The organism is Planococcus sp. SSTMD024, assembly GCF_041320495.1.
Classification (GTDB): Bacteria; Bacillota; Bacilli; order Bacillales_A; family Planococcaceae; genus Planococcus.
This window is the reverse complement of record NZ_JBGGNS010000022.1, coordinates 893,675-916,030: the sequence shown is the minus strand read 5'-3', so window position 1 is coordinate 916,030 and position 22,356 is coordinate 893,675. Positions and strand designations below refer to the sequence as shown.

21 protein-coding genes are annotated in these 22,356 nt (G+C 48.9%); 7 read left to right on the top strand and 14 right to left on the bottom strand.

Features of this window, described 5'->3' with window-relative positions; translation table 11 throughout:
• Positions 1 to 179: 179 nt before the first annotated feature.
• Both AB9R92_RS13275 and AB9R92_RS13270 read right to left on the bottom strand, forming a co-directional pair.
• On the bottom strand, positions 180 to 884 hold the full coding sequence (locus AB9R92_RS13275; RefSeq protein WP_370669899.1) for a CpsD/CapB family tyrosine-protein kinase: 705 nt from the start codon (positions 882 to 884) through the stop codon (positions 180 to 182).
• Positions 877 to 1,611: a YveK family protein gene (locus AB9R92_RS13270; protein WP_370669898.1), complete on the bottom strand. Its 735-nt coding sequence runs from the start codon at positions 1,609 to 1,611 to the stop codon at positions 877 to 879. The genes AB9R92_RS13275 and AB9R92_RS13270 overlap by 8 nt, the downstream gene beginning before the upstream one ends.
• Before the next feature lie 183 nt (positions 1,612 to 1,794).
• On the opposite strand from AB9R92_RS13270, the gene AB9R92_RS13265 reads away from it, so the two are divergent.
• Both AB9R92_RS13265 and AB9R92_RS13260 read left to right on the top strand, forming a co-directional pair.
• Positions 1,795 to 2,586, top strand: a complete 792-nt coding sequence (locus AB9R92_RS13265; RefSeq protein ID WP_370669897.1) for an SGNH/GDSL hydrolase family protein — start codon at positions 1,795 to 1,797, stop codon at positions 2,584 to 2,586.
• Positions 2,587 to 2,598: 12 nt separating this feature from the next.
• Positions 2,599 to 3,519, top strand: coding sequence for an LCP family glycopolymer transferase (locus AB9R92_RS13260; RefSeq protein WP_370669896.1), 921 nt, complete (start codon positions 2,599 to 2,601; stop codon positions 3,517 to 3,519).
• A 53-nt stretch (positions 3,520 to 3,572) separates the two neighbouring features.
• On the opposite strand, the gene AB9R92_RS13255 is transcribed toward AB9R92_RS13260, so the two are convergent.
• From AB9R92_RS13255 to AB9R92_RS13235, 5 genes are all read right to left on the bottom strand, one after another.
• Positions 3,573 to 4,115, bottom strand: coding sequence for a hypothetical protein (locus AB9R92_RS13255; RefSeq protein WP_370669895.1), 543 nt, complete (start codon positions 4,113 to 4,115; stop codon positions 3,573 to 3,575).
• A 65-nt stretch (positions 4,116 to 4,180) separates the two neighbouring features.
• Positions 4,181 to 4,420, bottom strand: a complete 240-nt coding sequence (locus AB9R92_RS13250; protein WP_370669894.1) for a hypothetical protein — start codon at positions 4,418 to 4,420, stop codon at positions 4,181 to 4,183.
• A gap of 257 nt (positions 4,421 to 4,677) precedes the next feature.
• Entirely contained in the window at positions 4,678 to 4,872 is a 195-nt protein-coding gene (locus AB9R92_RS13245) for a hypothetical protein (RefSeq protein ID WP_370669893.1), read from the bottom strand.
• A 199-nt stretch (positions 4,873 to 5,071) separates the two neighbouring features.
• On the bottom strand, positions 5,072 to 6,229 hold the full coding sequence (locus AB9R92_RS13240; RefSeq protein ID WP_370669892.1) for a glycosyltransferase: 1,158 nt from the start codon (positions 6,227 to 6,229) through the stop codon (positions 5,072 to 5,074).
• Positions 6,230 to 6,265: 36 nt separating this feature from the next.
• Positions 6,266 to 7,288, bottom strand: coding sequence for a dTDP-glucose 4,6-dehydratase (locus AB9R92_RS13235; RefSeq protein WP_370669891.1), 1,023 nt, complete (start codon positions 7,286 to 7,288; stop codon positions 6,266 to 6,268).
• 473 nt (positions 7,289 to 7,761) lie between these two features.
• Here AB9R92_RS13235 and AB9R92_RS13230 point away from each other — a divergent pair, with 473 nt between their 5' ends.
• Positions 7,762 to 7,977, top strand: coding sequence for a hypothetical protein (locus AB9R92_RS13230; protein WP_370669890.1), 216 nt, complete (start codon positions 7,762 to 7,764; stop codon positions 7,975 to 7,977).
• A gap of 583 nt (positions 7,978 to 8,560) precedes the next feature.
• On the opposite strand, the gene AB9R92_RS13225 is transcribed toward AB9R92_RS13230, so the two are convergent.
• The 5 genes from AB9R92_RS13225 to AB9R92_RS13205 all read right to left on the bottom strand — a co-directional run bounded on the left by AB9R92_RS13225 (position 8,561) and on the right by AB9R92_RS13205 (position 15,284).
• A complete protein-coding gene (locus tag AB9R92_RS13225; protein ID WP_370669889.1) occupies positions 8,561 to 10,585 on the bottom strand; it encodes a bifunctional 2',3'-cyclic-nucleotide 2'-phosphodiesterase/3'-nucleotidase in 2,025 nt (674 codons plus the stop codon).
• 497 nt (positions 10,586 to 11,082) lie between these two features.
• The gene (locus tag AB9R92_RS13220) at positions 11,083 to 12,078 is read right to left on the bottom strand and encodes an Ltp family lipoprotein (protein ID WP_370669888.1); all 996 of its coding nucleotides are present in this window, start codon (positions 12,076 to 12,078) and stop codon (positions 11,083 to 11,085) included.
• A gap of 519 nt (positions 12,079 to 12,597) precedes the next feature.
• Positions 12,598 to 12,972 (bottom strand): hypothetical protein, encoded by a 375-nt coding sequence (locus AB9R92_RS13215; RefSeq protein ID WP_370669887.1) that lies wholly within the window; start codon positions 12,970 to 12,972, stop codon positions 12,598 to 12,600.
• 227 nt (positions 12,973 to 13,199) lie between these two features.
• A complete protein-coding gene (locus tag AB9R92_RS13210) occupies positions 13,200 to 14,225 on the bottom strand; it encodes an acyltransferase (RefSeq protein WP_370669886.1) in 1,026 nt (341 codons plus the stop codon).
• Positions 14,226 to 14,318: 93 nt separating this feature from the next.
• Positions 14,319 to 15,284, bottom strand: coding sequence for a patatin-like phospholipase family protein (locus AB9R92_RS13205; RefSeq protein ID WP_370669885.1), 966 nt, complete (start codon positions 15,282 to 15,284; stop codon positions 14,319 to 14,321).
• A gap of 1,344 nt (positions 15,285 to 16,628) precedes the next feature.
• Here AB9R92_RS13205 and AB9R92_RS13200 point away from each other — a divergent pair.
• The 3 genes from AB9R92_RS13200 (at position 16,629) to AB9R92_RS13190 (ending at position 19,847) form a co-directional block, all read left to right on the top strand.
• Complete coding sequence (locus tag AB9R92_RS13200) at positions 16,629 to 17,366, top strand: C40 family peptidase (protein WP_370669884.1); 738 nt, start codon at positions 16,629 to 16,631, stop codon at positions 17,364 to 17,366.
• A 223-nt stretch (positions 17,367 to 17,589) separates the two neighbouring features.
• Positions 17,590 to 18,630 (top strand): ArsR/SmtB family transcription factor, encoded by a 1,041-nt coding sequence (locus AB9R92_RS13195; protein WP_370669883.1) that lies wholly within the window; start codon positions 17,590 to 17,592, stop codon positions 18,628 to 18,630.
• Complete coding sequence (locus tag AB9R92_RS13190) at positions 18,627 to 19,847, top strand: MFS transporter (protein ID WP_370669882.1); 1,221 nt, start codon at positions 18,627 to 18,629, stop codon at positions 19,845 to 19,847. The genes AB9R92_RS13195 and AB9R92_RS13190 overlap by 4 nt, the downstream gene beginning before the upstream one ends.
• 496 nt (positions 19,848 to 20,343) lie before the next feature.
• Here AB9R92_RS13190 and AB9R92_RS13185 read toward each other — a convergent pair whose 3' ends face one another.
• Both AB9R92_RS13185 and AB9R92_RS13180 read right to left on the bottom strand, forming a co-directional pair.
• Entirely contained in the window at positions 20,344 to 20,892 is a 549-nt protein-coding gene (locus AB9R92_RS13185; protein WP_370669881.1) for a putative glycolipid-binding domain-containing protein, read from the bottom strand.
• Between the two features lie 33 nt (positions 20,893 to 20,925).
• Positions 20,926 to 21,429 carry a GNAT family N-acetyltransferase gene (locus tag AB9R92_RS13180; RefSeq protein WP_370669880.1) on the bottom strand — a complete coding sequence of 168 codons (504 nt, stop codon included), beginning with the start codon at positions 21,427 to 21,429 and terminating at the stop codon, positions 20,926 to 20,928.
• 523 nt (positions 21,430 to 21,952) lie between these two features.
• On the opposite strand from AB9R92_RS13180, the gene AB9R92_RS13175 reads away from it, so the two are divergent.
• Positions 21,953 to 22,330: a VOC family protein gene (locus AB9R92_RS13175; protein ID WP_370669879.1), complete on the top strand. Its 378-nt coding sequence runs from the start codon at positions 21,953 to 21,955 to the stop codon at positions 22,328 to 22,330.
• Positions 22,331 to 22,356 lie beyond the last annotated feature (26 nt).

The window sequence follows — 22,356 nt, the reverse complement described above, 5'->3', positions numbered from 1 at the left end:
TAGTTCCCTCCTGTTGCTAGGCAATCATTTCTCAGGTCTAGTATTCATTTTCCCATAAGAGTGCTCTATGTATTAGTTTGTGATTGATAGATTTGACAATTATGGCTAACTCCAATTCTTTCTTTGAAAAAAATGGGTGTCGCACTTAAAAGAAAAAGCAAAAGGAGGAAATCCCCCTTTTACTCTTCAGCATTGCCGTAGTATTGGTAATAATAGCTGTCTTTTGCCAGCTCAAAATTGTTCAATACGGCGCCGATCAATTTGCTATTGGACGCTTCGATTGCTTCTTTTGCTTTGGCAGCCATTTCCTTTTCCGTGCTTCCGGAATTGACCACCAGAATGGCACCGTCGCATTTATTCGCTAGCACCTGGCCGTCTGTTACGGACAACACAGGCGGCGCATCAAAAATAACGACGTCATAACGTTTCTTCAAATCTGATATAAGCATCCCCATTGCCTTGGATGCCAATAGTTCTGCCGGGTTCGGCGGAATAGGTCCGCACGTCATCAAGTCCAAACGCTCAATCGTTGTTGGACGGATTGCGTCTTCCACTGTTGCTTGACGCGTCAAGACGTTCGAGAGGCCGATGGTATTCGGCATATGGAATGTGTAGTGTGTTGTTGGTTTGCGCATATCGCCGTCTACAAGAAGGACATTTTTGCCTTCTTGTGCGAATACGGTTGCTAAGTTGGCAGATGTTGTCGATTTTCCTTCTCCTGGTGCAGCGGAAGTGACAACGATTGAGCGAAGTTCCAAGTCGGGCGATGCAAAATTAACGTTCGTCCGCAAAGTACGGAATTGTTCAGAAACGACCGAGCGAGGCGTTGTGTGTGTAACGACTTTACGGGCAGTTGCTTGCAAACTCTGTTTTTTCTTAGCCATTCAATTCCGCCGCCTTTCTTCTATTACTAGTCGTTACTTCCAGCTCCGCTTTTTCCTTGATTGGCGAAATGACACCTAGTAACGGGACTCCAAGGATATCTTCAATGTCTTGTTCTGTTTTCATCGATGTGTCGAGGTATTCACGCAAGAATGCAATACCGACACCAAGCATCAAACCGACGACTGCGGCGATTGCCATGTTCAAGATCGGGTTTGGTTCCACCGGGCTTGGATTTGCTTTCAATACCGCAGGTGACAAAATCGATACGTTATCGACGTTCATCAATTCACGGACGTCGTTTTCAAATACTTGTGCGGTCGTATTGGCGATTTCCACTGCTTGTGCCGGATCTTCGTCGCGCACGACGACGTTTACGACTTGTGAGTTTTCTGCTGTATTCACTGTAATTTTTTGAGTCAATGCTTCAGCGCTCGTATCCAAGTTCATTTGTTCGATGACTTGATCAAGAATGGCTGGGCTTTTAATGATGACCGAGTATGTATTGATCAACTGCAAGTCGGTTTGAATATTTTGATTCGTCAGTTGTGATGCTTCTGTTTGTTCTTGGTTGACGAGAATTTGTGTCGAGTTCTCATAAATCGGTGTCAGGAATAAGAACGAAACTACTCCGGCGATGGTGATGGCCAGGATCGTCGTCAGGGCAATAATTCCGAGGTTCTTCTTTAAGGTCTTGAATAAATCCTGTAAGCTGATAGTCTCTTCCATGTAGTAAATGGCTCCTTCTATTTCAATTTCATTTTAAATAATAGACAAATTTAAACAACATAAGACAGTATAGCACAGGAATATACCATTTGGACTTCCAATTTTAAAAAGTTATATAGGAACAAGGATGGATTTATGCTATCTTTAATTTATAGAAATGGCTATTTTTGAAAGGAGCAAAATATGAAATTGTATAAATTAGGGGGGCTCGTCGCAGTCCTTGCCTGCCTAGGAATCCTTGTCTATTCTTACTTATCTTGGCAGGATAAATTGCAAGGTGCCGGTTTGCCCGAAGAGATGGCAAGTGCTGAAACCAAAAACACTGATTCTGAAACTCAAACTACCCAAACCGGATTAACAAGTGACAATCCTGTGAACACGGAATTGCTCGCGAATATGGATGAACAAGTCCAGGAACTCTTCCTTAAAAAGAACTCCGAAGGCGAAGCTCTCCAACTATTGATTGCTGGATCTGAAGCTCTCGAGTCCGGTGAACCCGGCTACGCAGAACGCTTGAAGACTTCTTTGGAAGACGCATATGGTGAATCAATTGAAGTGACGATTGAAGCAGTTGGCGGCACATCTGACTCACTTCAATCCGTTGATCTGTCGGCTGGCTATGACTTGGCATTACTCGAGCCACTCACATTGATGAATAACGACCGCATCTCCATTGAAGATGAACGCCAGGATGTTTTGGACTTCTCCGATCGTTTGGAACAGGAGAATTCAGACGCACTGGTCATCTTGCACGCACCGCAGCCGATTTACGGCGCCGGTTATTACCTTGCACAAGTACAGGCGCTCGGTGAATTCGCCAATATCTACAGCTATCCGTATATTGAGCACTGGGATGCATGGCCGGACACGGACGATATCATATTGAAGGAACATTTGACCGAAGACGCCGTCCCAAATAGTAAGGGCGCTGAAACTTGGGCAACCGAATTGACTAATTATTTCATCTCAAATTAATGGAGGATCAGCATGAAAAAGAAACGCAAATGGCCCAAGTATTTATTAATTGGATTTTTACTACTCCTACTCGCTGGCGGCATCTACGTCTATAGCGTCTACTCGAATTTTACGACCACACTGGACACGATGCACGAACCGATTGAACGCGACCAACCATCCGTCGAACGGACAGAAGTCGTCGAATTCGAACAACAAGATCCGTTTTCGGTCTTGCTGCTGGGTGTAGATGAACGCGAAGACGACCGCGGCCGTTCGGACACGATGGTCGTCATGACCGTCAACCCGGAAACGCAGTCGACAAAAATGGTCTCCATCCCGCGTGATACCTACACCGAAATTGTCGGGCGCGGCACGATGGACAAAATTAACCATGCTTATGCATTCGGCGGCATTGAAATGTCGATGGATACGACTGAGAACTTGCTAGATATCCCGATCGACTATGTCGTGCAAGTGAATATGGAAGGCTTTGAAGACATCGTCGATGCAGTGGACGGCGTGACCGTCAACAACTCACTTGCGTTCGATAACTTCCCGGAAGGCGAAATCGATTTGAACGGCGAACAAGCTCTCGATTATGTCCAAATGCGCAAACAAGACCCGCGCGGCGACTTCGGGCGCCAGGACCGCCAAAAACAAGTCATCCAAGGCATCATGAGAAAAGGCGCTTCCATCAACAGCCTCTGGAACTACAAAGACATCTTTGACGCACTCGGGCAAAACGTCCGGACGAACATGAAATTCGACGAAATGGTCGACGTGCAGCGCAATTACCAGGACGCGGTCACCAATGTCGACCAACTGATCGTCGAAGACGGCTACGGCGAAACGATCAACGGCATTTGGTACTATATGATGGACGATGCGGAGCTGGGTGAAATCCAATCCACGTTGAAAGAACATATGGAATTGGAAGAAACAAGCGAATAACAAGAAAAACTGCACCAGAGCCCGAGTGGCTTTGGTGCAGTTTTTGTTTACTTTCATATTGGAGCTGCAGTTATTTCTGTCTGTTGTTCGGAGTTTCTTCTTTTTCGCAAAATCTCATCCACCACGAAAAACACAATCGCTGAAATAATTGCGAAGATGACATAGGCCTGCAAGAATAAGTATGAAATAAGCCCAAATGCGATATGGATGAAGAAGGCCAACAGGACACGGAAATTCCCAGCACGCATAGTTGCCCAGTCGGCAATGAGCGAGCTGGGGATGCTGAAGACAAAATTGCCGAATAAAAACAACAGCAAGATGTGCGACGCCATAAACAATGCCCCTGCGTCTATCCCCTGTTGCTGGCCGATCATGCTCATCACTAAGGGCACCAAGACCAAACCAAACGATGTGTAAAGGGCTGCTTTCGCTTTTCGCTTCACCCGAGCCGGCTTGTGCAGTTGTTTGCTGATTTTTGGGATGAATGTCAGTGCGATCACACCGAGGGCTAGCATCAATTCCGGTAGCGCGATGTGCGCTATCGGCATATATAGTGCAAACAAGAAAAATGGACCGTACATAATCAATTTCGTCATCGTTTTCCTCCTTGCCTTTATGTTATCAAAAAGTATGGATTCATCGGACATAAAAATGGCCACCCTCAAAGGGCAGCCATCAATTCACCGGAGTTCAGTGCTTTTTTTTTAATGAGGTCGAACTTGGCCGCCTGCAGCTCGCATTGCTGCACAAAGTAGACGAATGCCCGGCGCGGGATCCCCAGTTCTTTTGCGCCGACAGCGGGCCCCAGGTCCTTCTCGATGTAGTAATCGTACATAATGTCTTCAATCGCTTTTTTATGATCTCTCTCTAATTGTTTTTTCACCAGCTCGTAATCCTTCATGCCCCCGGACACTCCTCCCGCGATGTGCGTTTATATGCTTGCGTTCTATAAGATGTACCTATTATATCCCTTTTAATCCCTTTTGACTAGTTGTTTTTGGACATTTATACCCATTAATTTAAACTAATCAATTTATTTCTTTTTAAACCGGTTCATAGCTCCTCATTATTGAATGTTTTCGTTACATCTCCTAGCATTCTTGCTAATTTATTTGCAAAGAAAAAACCGCCCACTGAGGAAATGGGCGGTTTGTATAATCACAGGCGCTGCAACTTATCGGGTTTTAAATTGTATTCGTGAACGAAATGCATAAACACTTGCCTGGGGATCCCAAGTTCCTGGGCGCCAGTGGCGGGGCCGTAATCTTCATCGATGTAGATGGTGCGCATGATTTGCTCAATCGATTTCCCGTGTTTTTTCTCTAAGCGGTGTTGGTATTCAGCATAATCCATCCTGCTCCACCTGCTTTCTGCTTATTCAGGGAGTGACTGGAGTCCCTTCCTGTATTATCTAATTTTTAGTATACAGCAGGATTTCCGCAATTCCTAGACCAAATGATACAAGCAAACGATAAATATTTTCCATTTCCATCGCCTTGTCTTGAATGACGCTCTTTAAAGCGAACTTTCAGACAAATGCTTCTTGGCACTATTAGCCCTCTCCTTTTCTCTCCTGCGGCAATTTTCCATTCGCCAGCTCGATAAATTCTCTCATCACCGCATCGATTTCGAATTTGCGCGCTTTGTGCTTGCAGCGTTCCGCCACTTTTCGGTAGGCATTTTCCGAGACAAGGAGATTTTTCACCAGCTCGCCGATTTCATAGGTCTCCGGCGCTTCCCAGTATGATTCCCCTACTTCATAAGGCGGCAATTCATGGAAATAGCCTTCCGATAACGCTTCGGCATCATTCGTACGCGATGTGATGCCCGGAACGCCGGCGCCGCACGCCTGGATCATCACGGCGCCCGACCCGATAAAGCAAAAACTGTCTTTTAATACATCTTCCATACCTCCGCCTTTTGGCATCGAATGCAGGAAGATGTGTTCGCTCGCTTCGGATTCGGTGATGCTTTTGCGTAGGCGCGCTTCGTCTGGTCCTTCCCCGTAGATATGGTACGTGAACGCCGGATCGATCTGGATGAGCTCTTCCATCAATTCGATCACTTGCGCGTAATGGGTCGTAAAGGATTGAATCGCCCCGACCGAAACGATGCGCCGTGAATGCGGGCTGCCGAGCTGTTGTTCTATAGCGACTTGTTCCACAGGCGGCGGCATGAATTGTTCGGGCATTTCAGTTTCCAGCGCCCGTGCCGTATAGCGCCGGATGGTCGGGTTCATGAACACGAGTTTTTGATGGAAACCTTTGTCGAGCGCCTTCAGCGCGCGGATGATTTTTTTGTTGCGTTCGAGCTTATACAGTTCCGGCTGATAGACGCCGGATAAACGCACATGTGCCGGCAAGGCATACGACAACAACAAGCCGGACGGGCTGAACGAATAGACCAGGTCGTATTTGTCTGAACGCACGAGCTGATTGAATACAGACAAGTCGAGCGGCGGTTCCTTGCCGTTGTCGCGGACGATGAGCTCGAGCCCATCGATCTGCTGGAGGTGTTTGAGAAGCGGGCCGCCGCCGCTGTAGAGAAAGACGCTCACTTGATAGCCGTTGTCTACCAGCCAGCGCGACATGCGGACGATGAGCGCTTCGACGCCGCCCGCTTTCATATGTTTATGGACGAGGGCGATTTTTTGGACCTGGCCCCCCGACCTGTGATGGCTATCACTTTGAATCGTTTCAAATGGAATCATGGGACACCTCGTGGCAACTGTCGTTTGGTTTACGCGTTATACAACTTCCCATAGCCGCTTTTTCGAAAGCGTCCAGTCGATGGTTTCTTTGATGCCTTGATCGAAATGAGTTTCGGGAACGAAATCGAGCCGTCGTGTCAGTTTGTCGGTTGAAACGGCAAACCGGTGAGGCGCTTTGGCCCCGCCTGCCTGTTCCACAAAGCGGATGTAATTTTGATAGCTGTCATTTCCCGGGAAATGCCGGTCGAGCGATTCGCAGATCCGCTCCACGATTTCAAGCGTCTTGAGCGGCGTCTCGCCTCCCGCCAGATAGGTCTCGCCCGCATCACCTAAATGAAACACGGTGTCCGCGGCGCGCCAGAAATCATCGATATAAAGCCAGTCGTGGACATCTTCGCCGCCGGAATACACCGGGATGATGCTGCCGGACAGGGCTTTTTGCAAAATGATCGGGATGAGCTTATCGTCTTGCTGATGCGGACCGAACACATTCGTTGCCTGCAAGATGACCGTGTCGATTCCGTAGCTTTCGTGGAATCCTGAGACCATCAAATCCGAACTCGCTTTGCTCGCCGCATACGGGCTGATCGGATCGTACTTCAAGGTCTCATCCGCGAATCCTTTTTCTCGCGGCCCGTAGACTTGGTCGGTCGAGATGTGCAAAAAGCGCGAGCCTGCGTAACGCTCTTTCATTTCAAATGGGCCGTCCATCCATTGCTTGCGCGCGGCATCGAGCACATGGAACGTGCCGAGCACATTGGTTTCCGCAAAAATGCCCGGATTTCGCAGCGATTCGCCGACATGCGTTTTCGCCGCAAAATGGACGACATCGCTGATTTCGTAATGCTCAAATACCTGGGCGACCGCATCGCTATTGCGGATATCGATTTGATGAAAAGCATAGCGCTTGCTCGCGAACAAGGGCCGCAACAGTTCCGGCACATTCTCCACTTCCTGGTCGATCGCCACCACTTGATACGCCGGATATTTGATCAGTAGTTCATGGATAAAGCGCGAGCCTAAAAAGCCGTGCCCGCCTGTCACCAAAATCGTTCTCATATTAGATCGCTCCTCCTTTCCGTTCGGTTGGATTTTCGAACCCATTCCCATGATGCCCCCACCTCTTCTGCCGTTTTCTATAATTTACCGGCTAGAAGTTAAAAACAAGTTAAAACTTGTATTTAAAATAGTGGTTTAAGTATACAAAACTTTTAGGTATTATGGAATACTTTTGGTAAATTTAAAGTGACTTTAGAATTAATTATTGCAAGATATTATCCATTAATCTGTTATCTTGTAATCATAGGTCTAGCAATCCCTGCATTTATGTAATTAACTATTATTTCACCTTGAATTTAGCGAGTTAAATTAGTCAGAAAGGATGAGGATTCTGGTTTTCTGAAAGCGGGGCATGTGGCAGATGCGTGGAAGCAAGTGGATTAGGTATGGTATGGTGACTGGACAGAAAGGGGTTTTGGCATATCGACTCATCGATTGTTATGTATATTCTTTTCGTAGGTGCTGCGCTCGTTATGGGGGCACTGACTGCCATTATTTTCATGAACATTTACCGCAAGAGTAAACGCGGGGGCATTTTTGTTCTCGCATTGTTTCTTCTCTGGTTTGTTTATCAGATGTTCACGTTATCCAATATTTCCGTATCGCTCGCAGTGACGGTGTTGGTGATTTATCTGTTCTTCGGGATTGCGGCGTATCGGAAGTTGAAGGCTGAAGAGGCAGTGGGTTGAAATATAGTCTAGTTTGAGAGCATTTTTCTCCCACCACCCTCTAGATACAGTGAATGGGGAATGGGTTGCCATTTGTAACTGGTATTATTCGCAGTCGCCGCTTTGGGTTGAGCTCCCGCAATAAGTCAAGAAGAGCACTTGTCTTATTGCTTCGCTTCACCCGTGGCGCGGAACTGCTTGGAGATTTCTTTGTGAATTGTTAGTGAGATGTGAGGGGTTCTATATTTGGCGCATGACCGTATCGACGCATATTCGATGGGGTGACTTTCGAAAGTTTTCAAATCCACTGCACAAACAAATGGACGCAGATTGTTTTTTCATCTTTCATTACTAAATCTGATGATATAGCTACTCTATCAGTAGAGATGAAGCGGAAAGCCGCGACTCCGGGAGGAATAGCGAGGGAAGCGGCTGAAACCGGCCCCCGGGCAGCTGAAAACGCGACGTCCTGTCGCATCAGCTGCATGACCCGCATCCTGCGGGCCCAAAGCCTCGGCTTGAAGCGCAATCTCCCCCACTATCCTCTCCTATATAAAACAAAAAAACAGACCCAAGAGAAACTCTCTCGGGTCTGTTTTTCTGTTTACTGGATCGTGTAGCCGTATTTCGCGAAGCCGTTTTGCGTGACTTCGATGTACTGGATCGCAGGCTCATTCTCTGCCAAGGATTTTGCGGAGTTCGACGTCTCGAACACAAGGTTCGGGTCGCCTGCTACCGGCGCAAATTGCCAGTTGCCGTCTGCGGACGGGTCAATTGTGCCGACTTCCACGATGTAATCCTGGATCGCTTGGCGGTTCTCATACGCAAAGTCGATCGCTTCTGTCGCATTGCGGACACCCGGGAAGTTGCCGCTCGCACGGTAGTTGTTCGTCACAACTAAGAATTCCTGGTTTGGGTCGATCGCTGCGCCTTCATATTGAAGGTTCTCGATGCGTTCCGCGCCTTCGTTGACGACAGCGCCTTCGCCGTCGTATTTCGCCGGCTCGGTGATGTCGATGTCGTACGTTACGCCGTCGATAACATCGAAGTTATACGTACGGTAGTTGTCGTTGATGAATGTCTGCTCGCCCGATGCGTTCGGGTCGATTTGCTTGAACTGGCCGGCTGACATTTCGAGCCATTCCTTCAAATCTGCGCCTGTTAGTTTCAAGACGAAGACGGTGTTGTCGTAGACGTACAAGTCCGCGACATTTTTAATGGCGATTTCGCCGGTTTCGATGTTCGTGTAATAATCGCCGCCGTTGCGCCCGCCTGCTTTAAACGGTGCCGCTGCGGAAAGTAGCGGTAGATCGGCGTTCGCTGTGCCAGCGAGTTGCTGCTCGGCATACCAAAGCTGTGCATTATTGACGATCTGCACGGACGGGTCATCTTGCACGAGTGAGAAATAGCTGTTGATCGGCGCGGTCGTTTCGCCGACCGGGCTGCGGATGTATTCCACCGTGCCTTCGTGCGTTTCTTTCACGGCTTCGATGACTTGTTCTGCCACTTCATCCGTCGTGGAATCGATGGCGCGCAGTTCCGCTTCGCCGTTTACAATGCGCCAGTTCTTGCCGCGCGGCTCAAGCGTCAAATCGATGACGCCGAGATGGCTGCCGAATTTACCAGGCATGACGACCGGCGTGCCGTTGATCGTGCCGTTTTCCTGGTCGACGTTCGCCAGTTCGCTATACGATCCTGGGAACACGTCATGGTTGTGGCCCGTGATGATGGCATCCACGCCTTCCACTTCCGTTAATTGATACGTGACGTTTTCTTCGCCGACCGTATGCACTTCATCGCCCATGCCGGAGTGGGACAGAACGACGACGACGTCCGCTCCTGCTTTCTCGACTTCCGGAATGAATTTCTCGACCGTTTCGACGGCATCTTTGGCGATGACTTCGCCTTCAAGATGCGCGCGGTCCCATTCCATGATGCCCGGTGCGACGACGCCGATGACGCCGACTTGAATCGTGTGTTTCTTGCCTTTGCGGTCGGTCACTTCTTTATCCATGATCGTGTACGGTGTGAAACGGTTCTCGCCGGTTTCGGCGTCGTACACGTTGGCGTTGAGTACCGGGAACGGCGCTTCTTCGAGTGCGTTATCGAGATAGTCGAGGCCGAAGTTGAACTCGTGGTTGCCGAGTGTCGTGGCATCGAAATCCAGCGACTCAAGCGCTGCGAATGCCGGATGCAATTCGTCGTCTTCGAGCGGGTCGACGCTCACTTTGTAGCCACCGAACGGAGTGCCTTGGATCAAGTCGCCGTTATCGAACAACAAGGTGTTGTCGTTTTCTTCGCGCGCATCTTCAATCAAGACGCCGGTTTTCGCGAGCGACAAGGAATTGGATTTCGCGTCGCGGTAATAATCATAGTTGACGAAGTTTGTATGTAAATCCGAGGTGCCGAGAATCTGTAATTCGACTTCTTTCAATTTTCCTTTTTTGCCGTTCTTTTTCCATTCCTGGACGTAGTCTTTAAAGTTTTTCCCTTTGCTGTTCACGAATTTTGGCGCTTTTTCTTTCGCCATTTCGTGATGATCCCCCGCAGCAATCGCTGGTGCCCCTGTTGTCAAACTGCCTAGCGCAAGCACTGAAGCAGCGAGCGTCAAGGATAGTTTCTTGCTCATTCTTCCATCTCCTCTTAGTTCATAATGGTCAAGCAAAGTTATTATACTACTTCGGGTTTCGGAATAGAATGCGTTTACAAAAAATTGTGTCTATTGTAACAAGCTTTATTTGATGGATTTGTGTTGAAGAGAACGTGGAGTATAAATAGTCATGCGGGAGTTATAGCTAGTTGATAAGTTATGTGAGATGAGACTGACACATGATATATACATAGGATGGATTCGATTTTCAGCATGCGCTTGAGGAGTCGCAGTCGCCGCTTTGGGTTGAGCTTTCGCAATAAGCCAAGAAGAGCACTTGTCTTATTGCTTCGCTTCACCCTTGGCGCGGAACTGCTTTTAGATTTCGCTAATTGGAGATAGTCAAAAGTAAATAAATTTGTATCTCGCATCCGCCTGCTGATGAAGCTTAGTGTTTGCGGATTTCTAATCCATGAAAAAGAGCAGTCACTTGGACTGCTCCAAATCGTTTTGAGTTTTGCATAATCTTTCTATGATTACAGGCCGATAGTGTCTACCGCGTAGACGGCGTCAGCGTTGCTGAAGCCTTCAAATTCAAGCTGTTCGATGAGGCCGGCTCTCGAGAATGGCGTGTAGTCCAAGTAATCCTGCGCTTTTTTGACAGCTTGTTCTGTCCAGTCAACAGTGATGTTTTCCACAGCATACGCTGCGTCATCATTGCTGAAGCCTTCGAAGACGAGCTGTTCAATCAAGCCGGACTTGGAGAAAGCTGTGTATGCCAGGTAATCTTGGGCTTTCAAAACAGATTGAGCCCTCCAGTCAACATCGATTTTGTCGACTGCATATACAGCATCTGCGTTGCTATAGCCTTCGAATTCCAATTGTTCGACTAGGCCGCTCTTCGAGAAGGCAGTATAGCTGATGTAGTTTTTGGCGTGCTCGACCGCTTGCTGCTGGGATAGCGTTCCGGCTTCGGCAGCCGCTTTTTCGGCCGCTTCCTCTTCGGCCGCAACGCGCGCGGCTTCTTCATCAGCTTCACGGGCTGCAGCTTCTTCCGCTTCTCGTTCTGCTTCAGCCGCCGCTTGTTCTTCTGCCTCTTTTGCCGCAGCTTCCTCAGCTTCCTTTTTCGCTGCTTCTTCCGCTTCTCGAGCGGCCTCTTCTTCTGCTTCCCGTTCCGCTGCTTCTTCCGCTTCACGGGCTGCCTCTTCTTGTGCCTCGCGTTCTGCTTGCTCTTCTGCTTCGCGGGCGGCCTGTTCTTCCGCTTCACGCTCAGCATCTTCATCGGCGGCCTCTTCTTCAGGCGGCGCTTTAGCTTCCACTTCTTCCAAGGCTGCCAAGTCTTCTTCGACCGGATCCGCCGTAACTCCCACCATTACGAATGAAATCAATAACGCAGGCACAAAGTACATCACAACTTTCTTTCGATTGCGTCCGGATTGAGGCAGCCACTTCACAACAAGACCCGGTTTGATTAAGCCTATAACCAGAGCAATCCCAGAAAGCAAAAATAGTAGCAAGAATACATTGTCCATTCTTTTTCCTCCTCATTGAGTGATTGTATGGCAGAAAACTAGGGTTAACCTATTTGCACTTATTAATGCCCACTTAAATACTTATCTGATAGAACTTTTTAACTTAATTAATTATCTTAATTTTCATTATAATGAATAAATATTACTAAAACAATGTAAAAATCTATTTGTTGCAGTTTCAGGATTTCTTAAAACAAAAAAGCAGGCCGGAAAATTTTTTTCTCGGGCCTGCTTTTGTTCAGTTAAAGCATTTAGTTTTGATATTCTACATCCGTTGTATCCGCTGACAAAGCTTCAACAATGGATGTCCTCAAGTTTTTTGTCTATCTAGTACCAAGAATCAGGATCTCTGAATTGTTGGGTACCCCTGCTTATCCGTTTATGGAAAGCGTGGCTTAATTGTTTTGCATAAATTTGATACGTGCCACTTTCGTTATCGGGTGATCTGCTCCATTTGCCCAAAACAAAAGCCCCGCACCAGGCAGGACTTTTTGTTGTTCATACTATTCACTTTAGTCGCTATTGAAGGATCTTTTTCAATTCCTGCGTCTGTTCTGTTGTCAGCCTGAAGAATTCTTGGTCTTCTTTTGGGGACAAGACGTTGCGTTCATTGGACATGATCGCCCGGCCGCTGTCACGGTACCAGACGAAACGGCGCACTTCCTGCACTCCATCATCCGGGCGGTCAATGGTGAAGACAGCTTGCGGTTCGACCGACAGCCTGTCGAGCGATTCAAGCTCTGTTTCGTTTTTCAGGATTGTTCTGAGTGTCACGAGCGAAGCCCGGTCTTTGATGTCTTTTTTATAATGGACACCTTCTGTCAAGCCATCGGTAAACGGCACGCCGACCCGTATGACTTCATTATGTGTGCATGCCGATAGTACAATCGTCATCGCGATAATTATGCCCAGCCAAATCGACTTTTTGATACTATCACCCCTTTATACCCATAAACCCGCCTTTATTTACAATTAAATACAGCATATCATGGTATTCCATCCAATACGAGTTATTCTATCAAATCCATCAAATTCTTAATCAACTTCCTTAGCGAAGCACAGCCACATTATTCATCTCCCCCTTCACTCAATGAGTGAAACGGACCAACTGCTTCCAAATCCTAAGGGACCAGCCGCTTGACCACGGGCGTTTTCTGCATCAAGCGGATGACGATATACGACAAGATGAAGATGACGATCCACGACAGCGGAACGCCGACCCAGACGTTGATCGTCGTTTCATTGAAACCGAACAAGCGGTTCAAATAGGTCTGGATCAGCGGATGGATGATGTAGATGCCGAACGTGGCCGTGCTGATGCGCGTGATGAGCGGCGTCGATTTGAGATTCTTGCCGAGCTGCTGGAACGCGACGAAAACGAACAAGGAGATGAAGATTGCGTGAGGATAATAATGCTCGTAGAAAAAGTCATCGAAATCGCCTGCCTCACGCCCCGTGTTCGCGGAAACGGTGCCGTATAGCGTCACGGCGTAGCCGATGATCGCGAGTACGCCAAGCGTCGGAAGCCAGCGCTTCGGCAGCGGGTACATGACGAGATAGGCACCGAGCAGGAAATAGCCGATGTACGGCGCGAACATTTGCCCGGCGAACGCCACTTCATAGCCCGTCGCCCGGGTGATGATCGGCACGGCGGCCGAGAACAGGAACCAGAACGCAAAGAAATAATGAAACATCGTCTTGTCCATATGCTTGACGAGCAGACGCAAGAACGGCGCCATCAAGTACAGCCCCGTGATGATATAGAGAAACCAGAGATGGTAATAAATATCGTCTGAAATGAATGCACCGAGCATTTGCCCTGGCGTGTACTCCTCACCGAGCTGGAAAATATTATAGGCCATGTAGACGGCGCTCCAAAACGCAAGCGGCAACAACACTTTGCCGAGCCGCTTCCTAAGAAATTCGCCGATTGGTTCTTTCGAGTCGCGCGTCAGCAACAACGCGCCGCTCAACATGAAGAATATCGGCACGCACCAGCGAAGTGCGCTGTCGATCGCGTTTGCGTAATGCCATTCCCAATCGCCTGTGGTGTGGTTATTGATGATTTTCGAAACGACGTGGACGCCGACGACCGTAATGATCGCGACCACCCGCATCCAGTCCATATAGCCGTATCTTCGTGCCATTGGGTTGACCTCTTTTCATAATGATTCCTCGCTTATTTTAACTGAGCTGCCTTTGTAATTACCACGACAAACGCATTACACTTCGATGACAAGTCATAACAAACGGCATAATTTATCGAGTTCGTCGCTTTGCCTGTCGATCATGCGCTTCGCGACTTGCCGCAGCCGGGCGAGGTTTTCCGGCGTCACGCGGTCGAGCTGTTCGATGCCCGAATCGTCTGCGGGCAGTTTTTCCTGGAACCGGTAATAGCGCTGGTCGATGCCTTCGTCTTTCAACAAGTGGCGCAGCTGATGGTCGACCGAGTCGGAGCTGCCGTCCATCATGACTTTCAATAAGGAACGTGCCCAGCCGTAATGGAAAAAGGCCCGCCAGCCGGTCACTTCCACTTCGCGCTGCGCTTCCCCGGTGCCGAGCGACACGAGCAGAAAGTCTTCCTCTTCGTCGCCGTACAGTTCGAGCCCCTCGGTATAGGCGCTCATGCCAGGGTCATTGGCGAAGACGCCGCCGTCGATGAACGCCGCTTTCGGATAATCCGGAATCTTCGCCGGCGCGAAGTAACTCGGCGCCGCCGTCGCAGCCCGGATGATGTGGCGGATTTCGCTGTCGGGCTGGCGTTCGTTCAACTCAATGACGGTGCTTTTGAAGAAATGTGCGTGCCTTCCGTGGATGTCATAAGTCGGGATGACGGCCGGCTGCAGCAGGTCGGATAATTGAAGGCCGTTGAAGTAATGCTTGAGCACTTGTTCGAATTCGCGGTGATTGTATTGCGTGTGCAGGAATCGCCCGACGAGGCCGAACGAGCGGTGGAGAAAGGATTTCCGGAACATGCGCTCGGCTTCTTTTTCGTAGAGGCCAAGGATGTCGTTCGCCGTATAGCGCGGCTTCTTGCCGTCCGGGACCAGCAGGCCGAGTGCCAGGATGGCGCCGGTCGAAGTGCCAACGAAGATATCGAATTGTTCGGCGACGGGTTTTCCCGTCCGCCGCTCGAGCTCACACAGCACCATCGCAGGCAAAATTCCCCGTATGCCCCCGCCATCGATCGATAGAATCTTCTTCATGTGGACAGCCCCCCTTCTATAAGATATGTGTTTTGTTTCTTCTATTAGTAAATGAACGAGTAATAGGTGAAGTGAGAATGCTTGGTGTGGCATCCGGTGATACAGCGCTTGGCGCTTGGGGCATGGCTTTCGTGATGAGCCCGGGACATCACCGGTCTCCTCACTCCACCTAGCCCTTATGCGCGCCGGCGCTCGGGTCAGTTCATTGTGAAATGAGTCGATCGCTTGGATTTCATTGTTTTTATTTTGTGGTGTTACGTAGCATGTGAGACTGCTCCCAGCGCTTCACGCTGAGTCGCGGTGAGCGATTTGAATAGAAATGCACCGAGCAGCTTTTCCTGTATTGACCCCTTTTTCTGCGGTTACTCCGCTTGGCGCTTTGGGCATGGCTTTCGTGTTGAGCCCGGAACACCACCGGCCTCATCACTTCGCCTAGCCCTTGTGCGCACCGGCGCTCGGGTCAGTTCAATGTGAAATGACTGGATCAATTGGATTTCATGGTTTTTAGTTTGTGATGATACGAAGAATGCGAGACTGCTCCCGGCGCTTCACGCCGAGTCGCGGTGAGTTGTATTAAAGGTGAAGTGAGGTTTTCTAGACTCAACTTTTGATTCGTCAAAACTACTTTCTTCTATATAAGTAAGCAGAAATTCAAAAAGCTCTTTCTACCAGTAGCGCTTATCACTCAGTGAAATATGGCATTTACTGCCCCTCTAAAACTAGAGATGGAGCGTAAGGCGGTGACGCCCGAGGGATCAGCGGGTTTGAGAGACCCCGCAGGAACGGAGTGACGAGGAGGCTCGATTCCCGCCCCTGGGCAAGCTTCCGCCTGGAGCGCAATCTCCCCCACTCAAATACTTCTATTAATCCCCGTATACCCCTAACCCGCAAAAATAAAGCAATGAATGAATTGTTACAGTTGTGTAACAAAGCTTTATTGCTATAATTTTTGATTTTTCTAATAATTATATGATTAAATTGACTAAAAAACTGCTGTAAGGGGATTCCGAGTCCCGAATTGGAAATTAAAGGGTCTTAATTTTAGTATAGAATTTGTTCACCCGTAATATTCAGTGTATTCAAAACCGGAAAAAACACTCCTATTTCCCGTTTTTCAAAGAAATAAACATCCACTTCAAAATATTACCACCTTTAAAACCATTGGTATGACTGGGTTTATGAGCAGTCATTCACTTGTAATATTGCTGTAACCTAAATGAAACTGCACAGACATTGTTTTTATAGGGGGCAGTCTATATAGTAAGTGGCAGAGCAAATTAATGATAATCTTTATATCCACATAACATAAATTTAAAAAAACACTACTTCGGAGGTACTGACTAAATGAAAAAAGCATTCTTTACACTACTCGCAGCAGGCGCATTGGTCTTTTCTAGTTCAGCTACAGACGCACAAAATACAGCACAAGCACAGCCACAGACAGAAGTCGCACAGAAAGCATCTGAGCCAGCGATCGTTCAGGTTTCCAACAGCACGTATAAATTCAAATATGCAACAAACGTCCGCAGAGATGCCGGCACAAGCCACGGCGTCATCAAAGTCGCTCCTAAAGGCGCAACGGCAACTGTAACAAAAACTGCTACAATCGGCAGCGGCAAATGGTTCAAAGTCCGCACTAGCGGAACTCACGGCTGGGTACATAGCTCACTCGTGACAAAATCATCAGGATCTGGCGTTGTCCAGGCTTCTGCTAAAACAGCAAGCGTTTCTTCTTCAGCAGTCGTTTCTAAAGCACTAGCACTTAAAGGCATCCCGTACCGTTTCGGCGGCACGACGACAGCTGGGTTTGACTGCTCAGGATTCGTACAATACGCATTCAAGCAAGCAGGCAAAAGCGTGTCACGCACAACGCTTTCCCAATATGCACAGTCCACTAAAGTTTCAAGCCCACGCCCAGGAGACCTTGTCTTCTTCGCAAACACTTACCGCCCAGGGATCTCACACGTTGGGATCTACATCGGGAACAACCAGTTCGTCCACTCTGGCGGCCCGAAAGCAGAAGTGAAAAGCTTGAACGGACCATACTGGGGAGCTAAATTCCACAGCTTCAGACGTTTCTAAAATGACTATATGATTCAGGGAGTATCCGAAATCTCGGGTGCTCTTTTTTTGCGCTTTTTTTAAAATGGGCTCTATGTGTTGGACATAATTTTTCACTTTCTTCTATATAAAGTTTATAGCTATCCCTCTAATTCAAAATAAAACGAATATTAAATTCAATTTATATTGAATAATAAATTCCGTTCCTTTAGAATAAAGAAAATGCTTATAGGAGGTTGTTGTAATGAAAATCATGGATGCGGCGTTGCCGGAAGAGACGGTTCAATTGTCTATTGAGCAGTCGCCGGTGTGGGAATGGATTGTCGGGATTGCGGGCTACACGCATGGGCAATTGCGCCATACGTTTGAGATGGATCAGGAATGGACTAAGGATGCCGAAGCAATGCCTGCAACTTTGCTCGAGCTACTGGCGAAGATCGAAGAGACGAATCTGTGGTACGGCTTGCTGTTGTTGCAAAATGACTTCGGGGCCCGCTCGGTGGATGAATTTGCGGAGCGGCTTTCGGGCATGTCGGACGCGCGGTTTTACGACCGCCTGCTTCCCTATCACAGCCGGGCTGCGGAAGCGTTGCGCGGCGAAGCGGCACAGCGTCCGGAAGATGGCGGCCTGTGGGAGCCATATGCCGAGTTGTTTGAAGGGCACGCGTATCTCAGCAGCTACGTGCGGCAAGTTCACCGGCATTCACGAGCACAGCTGAGCGAGTTGTTTTTCACGGTGCTGAGTGAATGGCAAGACTGGATGGCCGAGAAGCCGTATATCGCAAAATGGCTGAAGGCGCTGGCGTTTGAAGAAAAGCAGCACCGCGGGCTTGATTCCGCGAATGCGGCGGACGAAATTGAACGCGTGGCGGGAGTCGCGTATGCCCCGGAGCCTTCCGTATGGTCGGTCAAGCTCATCCCGCACGTGTCGTACCGGCCGTGGGTGCTGACGATCCGTACGGCGGATGTGAAACTGTTTTTCTATCCGGTCAGCGAACAGCAGCTGCTCGACCCGGAAGTGCCGCCGAACGAATTGATCCAAGGGCATAAAGCGCTTGGTGACGGGCTGCGCTTGAATGTGTTGTTTCAATTGCGCAAGGCTCCGGCTTCCCTGCAGGAGCTAAGCATTCAGTTCAATATGTCGAAGACGACTTTGCATCATCAACTGGCCTTGTTGAAAGCGGCGAAATTTGTGAAAGTCGAGAAAGGCGTCTATTCGATCCGGTCCGAGAAACTCGAAGCGTTTTCCAGCCAATTGAACCGCTATTTGGGCTTATCTCAGTGACAGGCTATTCGCGGGCATTCAAGTCGCTATGGGCCGGTGAAGTCATCTCCGAATTCGGCGGTGCGGCCGGCGCCATCGTCAACGGATTGTTATTGTATGAGTTGACCGGATCGCGCGAATGGATGGGCGTTTTATGGCTCGTCTATTTCATTCCGTCTCTCCTGTTGCAGGGAGTGAGCGCGCCGTTTTTGAATCATGTGCGAAAAGACCGCATGCTGCGCCGCATCCAATTGATCCGTGCGGGTGCATACTTATTGCCGCTTGTTGGCTTTTTCATCGCCAGTGACATAGGCGTCATTACCGGGTTGGTCGCATTGCAATGCGTGCTCGGCTTATTGCAGCCAATTTTTGCGAGCTTGTCGTTTTCATTGCTCCCTGAACTTTGCACAGAAGACGAATTGGCCAATGCTAACGGGCTGCTCGACGGGACGCTGCGGCTTATGGGCTTTCTCGCGCCGGGCGTTACGGCACTGTTTTTACTTGTCTTACCGATGCAGTGGATTCATGGGGTGTCGGCGCTGTTGTTTTTCCTTAGCTTTCTCGCATTATCGAAGCTGCCTGCATTCCCGGAACAGCCACTGGCGCCTTGGACGAAGAAATTTTGGTGGACGGAATTGAAACAAGGCTACGCGAGCTTCTTTCGCCACCCTGGACTGTTCAAATTGACCGTCTTGTCAGCGACGGTGTCGTTTGCGGTCGGGGCAACGCTCGTGTTGAGTGTTCCGTTTATCCGCGGCGTCTTGGAAGGCGAAGCGTGGGAATATGGTGTTTTCAAAGGGGCGTTTCCAATTGGGTATGTAGCGGGGATGCTGCTGCTCACAAAGCTGCCGAAAAATGATCGGACGATGTATATCGGCTTGATCGGCGGCGGTTTGTCTTTTGTGTTGTTGTATTTCGTCCAATCGGTTCCGTTTGCCTGGCTGTGCGAAGCTTTCGGCGGTTTGTTGTTTCCTTTGTTCAACGCGCAAAATGCGGCGATCTTTCAGCGCGAAGCACCGCGCGACAGGCTTGCTCAGTTGAGCGCCGTGCGCCTCTTATTTTTGCGCAGCGCCATGCCGCTCGGGATCCTGTTTGCATCCGTGCCGTTTTTCGACTGGAACATCCGCTATAGCTATGTGGGGATTGGGTTGCTGATTGCGTTGCCCGGCTTGTACTACCTGTTCCGGGCTTTGCAGCGCGATAAAAGCATTGCCCTTTCAAAAAATGAAATCGGATGAACGCAAAAAGCAGCAAAGGCGATGGCCTTTGCTGCTTTTTGAGTGTTGAATAAGTCTAAAATCTACTAAACTTTTAAAAAAGTGACTGCGTTTTAACAGTTAAAAATCAAAAATCTAGCTTAGTATTTGGAGAAGCGTTCGCTCGTAAACCCTTCTGCTCAATAATGCTGCGCATTACTTCGCAAAGATAAGGTCTCACGTAGTTCGACCTCATCTTTCCTGTGGGAGCAGCGAAGCGACGGGTTTGAGAGACCCCGCAGGCAATGAATGAGCGAAGCTATTCTGAGCACATTCATTTGCGACGCATCTGCTTGCAAATCTTTTTTGCGATGCCCGAACATCGTGAGGGCTGAGCAGATGTAGGAGCACAAGGGTTTTCGATAGCGGCTGAGGAGGCTCGATTCCCGCCCCACGGAAAGCGAGCGATAAGCTTCGGAAAATACGACTTCTCACCTTTTTCAATAATCTAAAAGCAGCCGTCCTCGCCTTTGCTGCTTTAATAGATTCGGGTGAACAAGCCGGGGTAATGGATCACAAAGCCATCCTCATCCACTTCGATCAACGACTCGAAGTTCTCGGACTGGTAGCGAAAAGTCCGCGGATGGCTGGCTGTTACACAAGTATAGATTTGTTTCATCTTCCGCAGCTCCAGCGACGGAACCGCAATATAGACCATTTCAAATTCGCGTGTCTGCCCTTCATGCCAGCTTTTCCGGTTGATCGGCAAGGAATTGGAGAACGGCGTTGCGGAGATGTCGATATCGATGGCTCCGGATAGTTCCTCGAGCAATTGGCCGTCTTGACCGAACCATTGCCCTTCCCCTGACGATGTGAGCTCGAGTGCGTGGCCATCCCCGCTTTTGATGGCGAGTCGTTTCGTTGCCCACGATTCGTCCAATTCCAATTGATAGTGGGTTTTCACCGGGCCTTTTTCGTCCAAAAACAAGACCGTGCTATCAATACGGATTTCGCCATTTTCCACCGAGAGTTCCGCCAATTCACAACCGGCCGTTTCGTCATTCTCCCACATCATCTGTTTCTTCATCTCATCCACTTCCTTCCTGATTCCGGCACGTGTCTACAGTTTGCGCATATAGCGGACCGACATGTGTTCGGAGTCTTCCGGCATGCCATAAGCCGGTTCTTCGTATTGAAAAGTAAAGCCGCGCGTTTCGTAAAACGGAATCGCCATCCTGTTGCCTTTGGCGACCGACACCCATTGCGTATGAGCGCCGCGGGCTTTTTGGTCGTCGGTGATTGCTTCGAGCAATTGGGTGCCGATGCCTTGGTATTTGCGCGCCGGATCCAAATAGAGAACAAAGACTTCCGCCACTTCTTCACCTGTGAAACCGCCGCCTCCCGCTCCGACCACTTCGCCGTTCTCCACCGCGACAAACCAGCCATTCCACTCCTGACTGATGTTTTCGATTTCACTCAATATGCGTTGTTCATTATAGAACTTCTCGATGACACGTTCGATTTCATGTTGCGGCAATAAGCCGGGATAAGTGCTGCGGTTGCCGGCTGCGCAGACTGTTCGAATGCCTGCTGCGTCTTCGGCTTGTGCTTTACGAATTTCCATTATGTAATTGCCTCCTTATCTGAACAGAGATGACAAGATAAAACCGGTAATGATGCCGAGCGTAAAGAATAGAATGAGTTTTGGTGTTTTTTTCATCGGTCTCCTCCTCTTTTAGGCTTACTATGATTAGTGTATCAAACTTCAATGACTTGGATTGTGAATGTCCCATTTTTATGTAAAGATGGGATTTGTCACTTTATTCAATTGTGTTAGAAAATCGAGTCGACCAAGGAGTGATTGACCTGAATCCCTTGTTATTATCCAAGAAATTTGTACCGGTTTATTTTATTGCAGGCATTCTTTCTGCCTTGTTGTTCCGCTTCTTGGGCGCTTCTTGGATTGAAGTGTTTCTTGTAAGCTTTCCATGCTTTGTCGTCGGAATTCTTTCATTCGTCGAAAACTTCATCGTTTCACTTGGCTTAAAACGCTCCTCTTAAATGGCTGAAAGCTGAAAGGATTTTCCGTTTCCCCATCGAATTGTTATGGGACGAGAATCACTATTTTATCCGAAGGAGGAGACTCAATGATTGCAAAGATCGGACAGGTGATGGTGTATGTCCGCGACCAGGACGCGGCAGTCGCGTTTTGGACGGAGAAGCTGGGCTTTACGGTGATGCATGATGAGGATAACGACGGCATGCGCTGGATTGAGATTGCGCCACGGAAAGATGCGGAGACGAGCATCGTGTTGCACGACAAGAACTTGCTTGAGCAGATGGATACGGGCTTGAGTTTGGAGACGCCGTCGCTATTGTTTTATGCGAACAATTTCGAACAGCTGCGCAACGAGTTAGCCGGAAAAGGGGTGACGGTCGGCGATATTGTCGAGATGCCGACGGGACGCACTTTCAATTTTGCGGATGCGGAAGACAATTATTTCGCGGTGCGGGAAACGGATTAAGTCACGAAAAAGAGCTTGGAGAATCG

Excerpts from the sequence above, each read along its gene's own strand:
- AB9R92_RS13175 (WP_370669879.1), top strand. The coding sequence starts at position 21,953 with ATGATTGCAAAGATCGGACAGGTGATGGTGTATGTCCGCGACCAGGAC.
- AB9R92_RS13275 (WP_370669899.1), bottom strand. The coding sequence starts at position 884 with ATGGCTAAGAAAAAACAGAGTTTGCAAGCAACTGCCCGTAAAGTCGTT.
- AB9R92_RS13225 (WP_370669889.1), bottom strand. The coding sequence starts at position 10,585 with ATGAGCAAGAAACTATCCTTGACGCTCGCTGCTTCAGTGCTTGCGCTA.
- AB9R92_RS13270 (WP_370669898.1), bottom strand. The coding sequence starts at position 1,611 with ATGGAAGAGACTATCAGCTTACAGGATTTATTCAAGACCTTAAAGAAG.
- AB9R92_RS13250 (WP_370669894.1), bottom strand. The coding sequence starts at position 4,420 with ATGAAGGATTACGAGCTGGTGAAAAAACAATTAGAGAGAGATCATAAA.
- AB9R92_RS13200 (WP_370669884.1), top strand. The coding sequence starts at position 16,629 with ATGAAAAAAGCATTCTTTACACTACTCGCAGCAGGCGCATTGGTCTTT.
- AB9R92_RS13185 (WP_370669881.1), bottom strand. The coding sequence starts at position 20,892 with ATGAAGAAACAGATGATGTGGGAGAATGACGAAACGGCCGGTTGTGAA.
- AB9R92_RS13265 (WP_370669897.1), top strand. The coding sequence starts at position 1,795 with ATGAAATTGTATAAATTAGGGGGGCTCGTCGCAGTCCTTGCCTGCCTA.
- AB9R92_RS13260 (WP_370669896.1), top strand. The coding sequence starts at position 2,599 with ATGAAAAAGAAACGCAAATGGCCCAAGTATTTATTAATTGGATTTTTA.
- AB9R92_RS13245 (WP_370669893.1), bottom strand. The coding sequence starts at position 4,872 with ATGGATTATGCTGAATACCAACACCGCTTAGAGAAAAAACACGGGAAA.
- AB9R92_RS13230 (WP_370669890.1), top strand. The coding sequence starts at position 7,762 with ATGGGGGCACTGACTGCCATTATTTTCATGAACATTTACCGCAAGAGT.
- AB9R92_RS13240 (WP_370669892.1), bottom strand. The coding sequence starts at position 6,229 with ATGATTCCATTTGAAACGATTCAAAGTGATAGCCATCACAGGTCGGGG.
- AB9R92_RS13215 (WP_370669887.1), bottom strand. The coding sequence starts at position 12,972 with ATGACGATTGTACTATCGGCATGCACACATAATGAAGTCATACGGGTC.
- AB9R92_RS13195 (WP_370669883.1), top strand. The coding sequence starts at position 17,590 with ATGAAAATCATGGATGCGGCGTTGCCGGAAGAGACGGTTCAATTGTCT.
- AB9R92_RS13210 (WP_370669886.1), bottom strand. The coding sequence starts at position 14,225 with ATGGCACGAAGATACGGCTATATGGACTGGATGCGGGTGGTCGCGATC.
- AB9R92_RS13235 (WP_370669891.1), bottom strand. The coding sequence starts at position 7,288 with ATGAGAACGATTTTGGTGACAGGCGGGCACGGCTTTTTAGGCTCGCGC.
- AB9R92_RS13205 (WP_370669885.1), bottom strand. The coding sequence starts at position 15,284 with ATGAAGAAGATTCTATCGATCGATGGCGGGGGCATACGGGGAATTTTG.
- AB9R92_RS13180 (WP_370669880.1), bottom strand. The coding sequence starts at position 21,429 with ATGGAAATTCGTAAAGCACAAGCCGAAGACGCAGCAGGCATTCGAACA.
- AB9R92_RS13255 (WP_370669895.1), bottom strand. The coding sequence starts at position 4,115 with ATGACGAAATTGATTATGTACGGTCCATTTTTCTTGTTTGCACTATAT.
- AB9R92_RS13220 (WP_370669888.1), bottom strand. The coding sequence starts at position 12,078 with ATGGACAATGTATTCTTGCTACTATTTTTGCTTTCTGGGATTGCTCTG.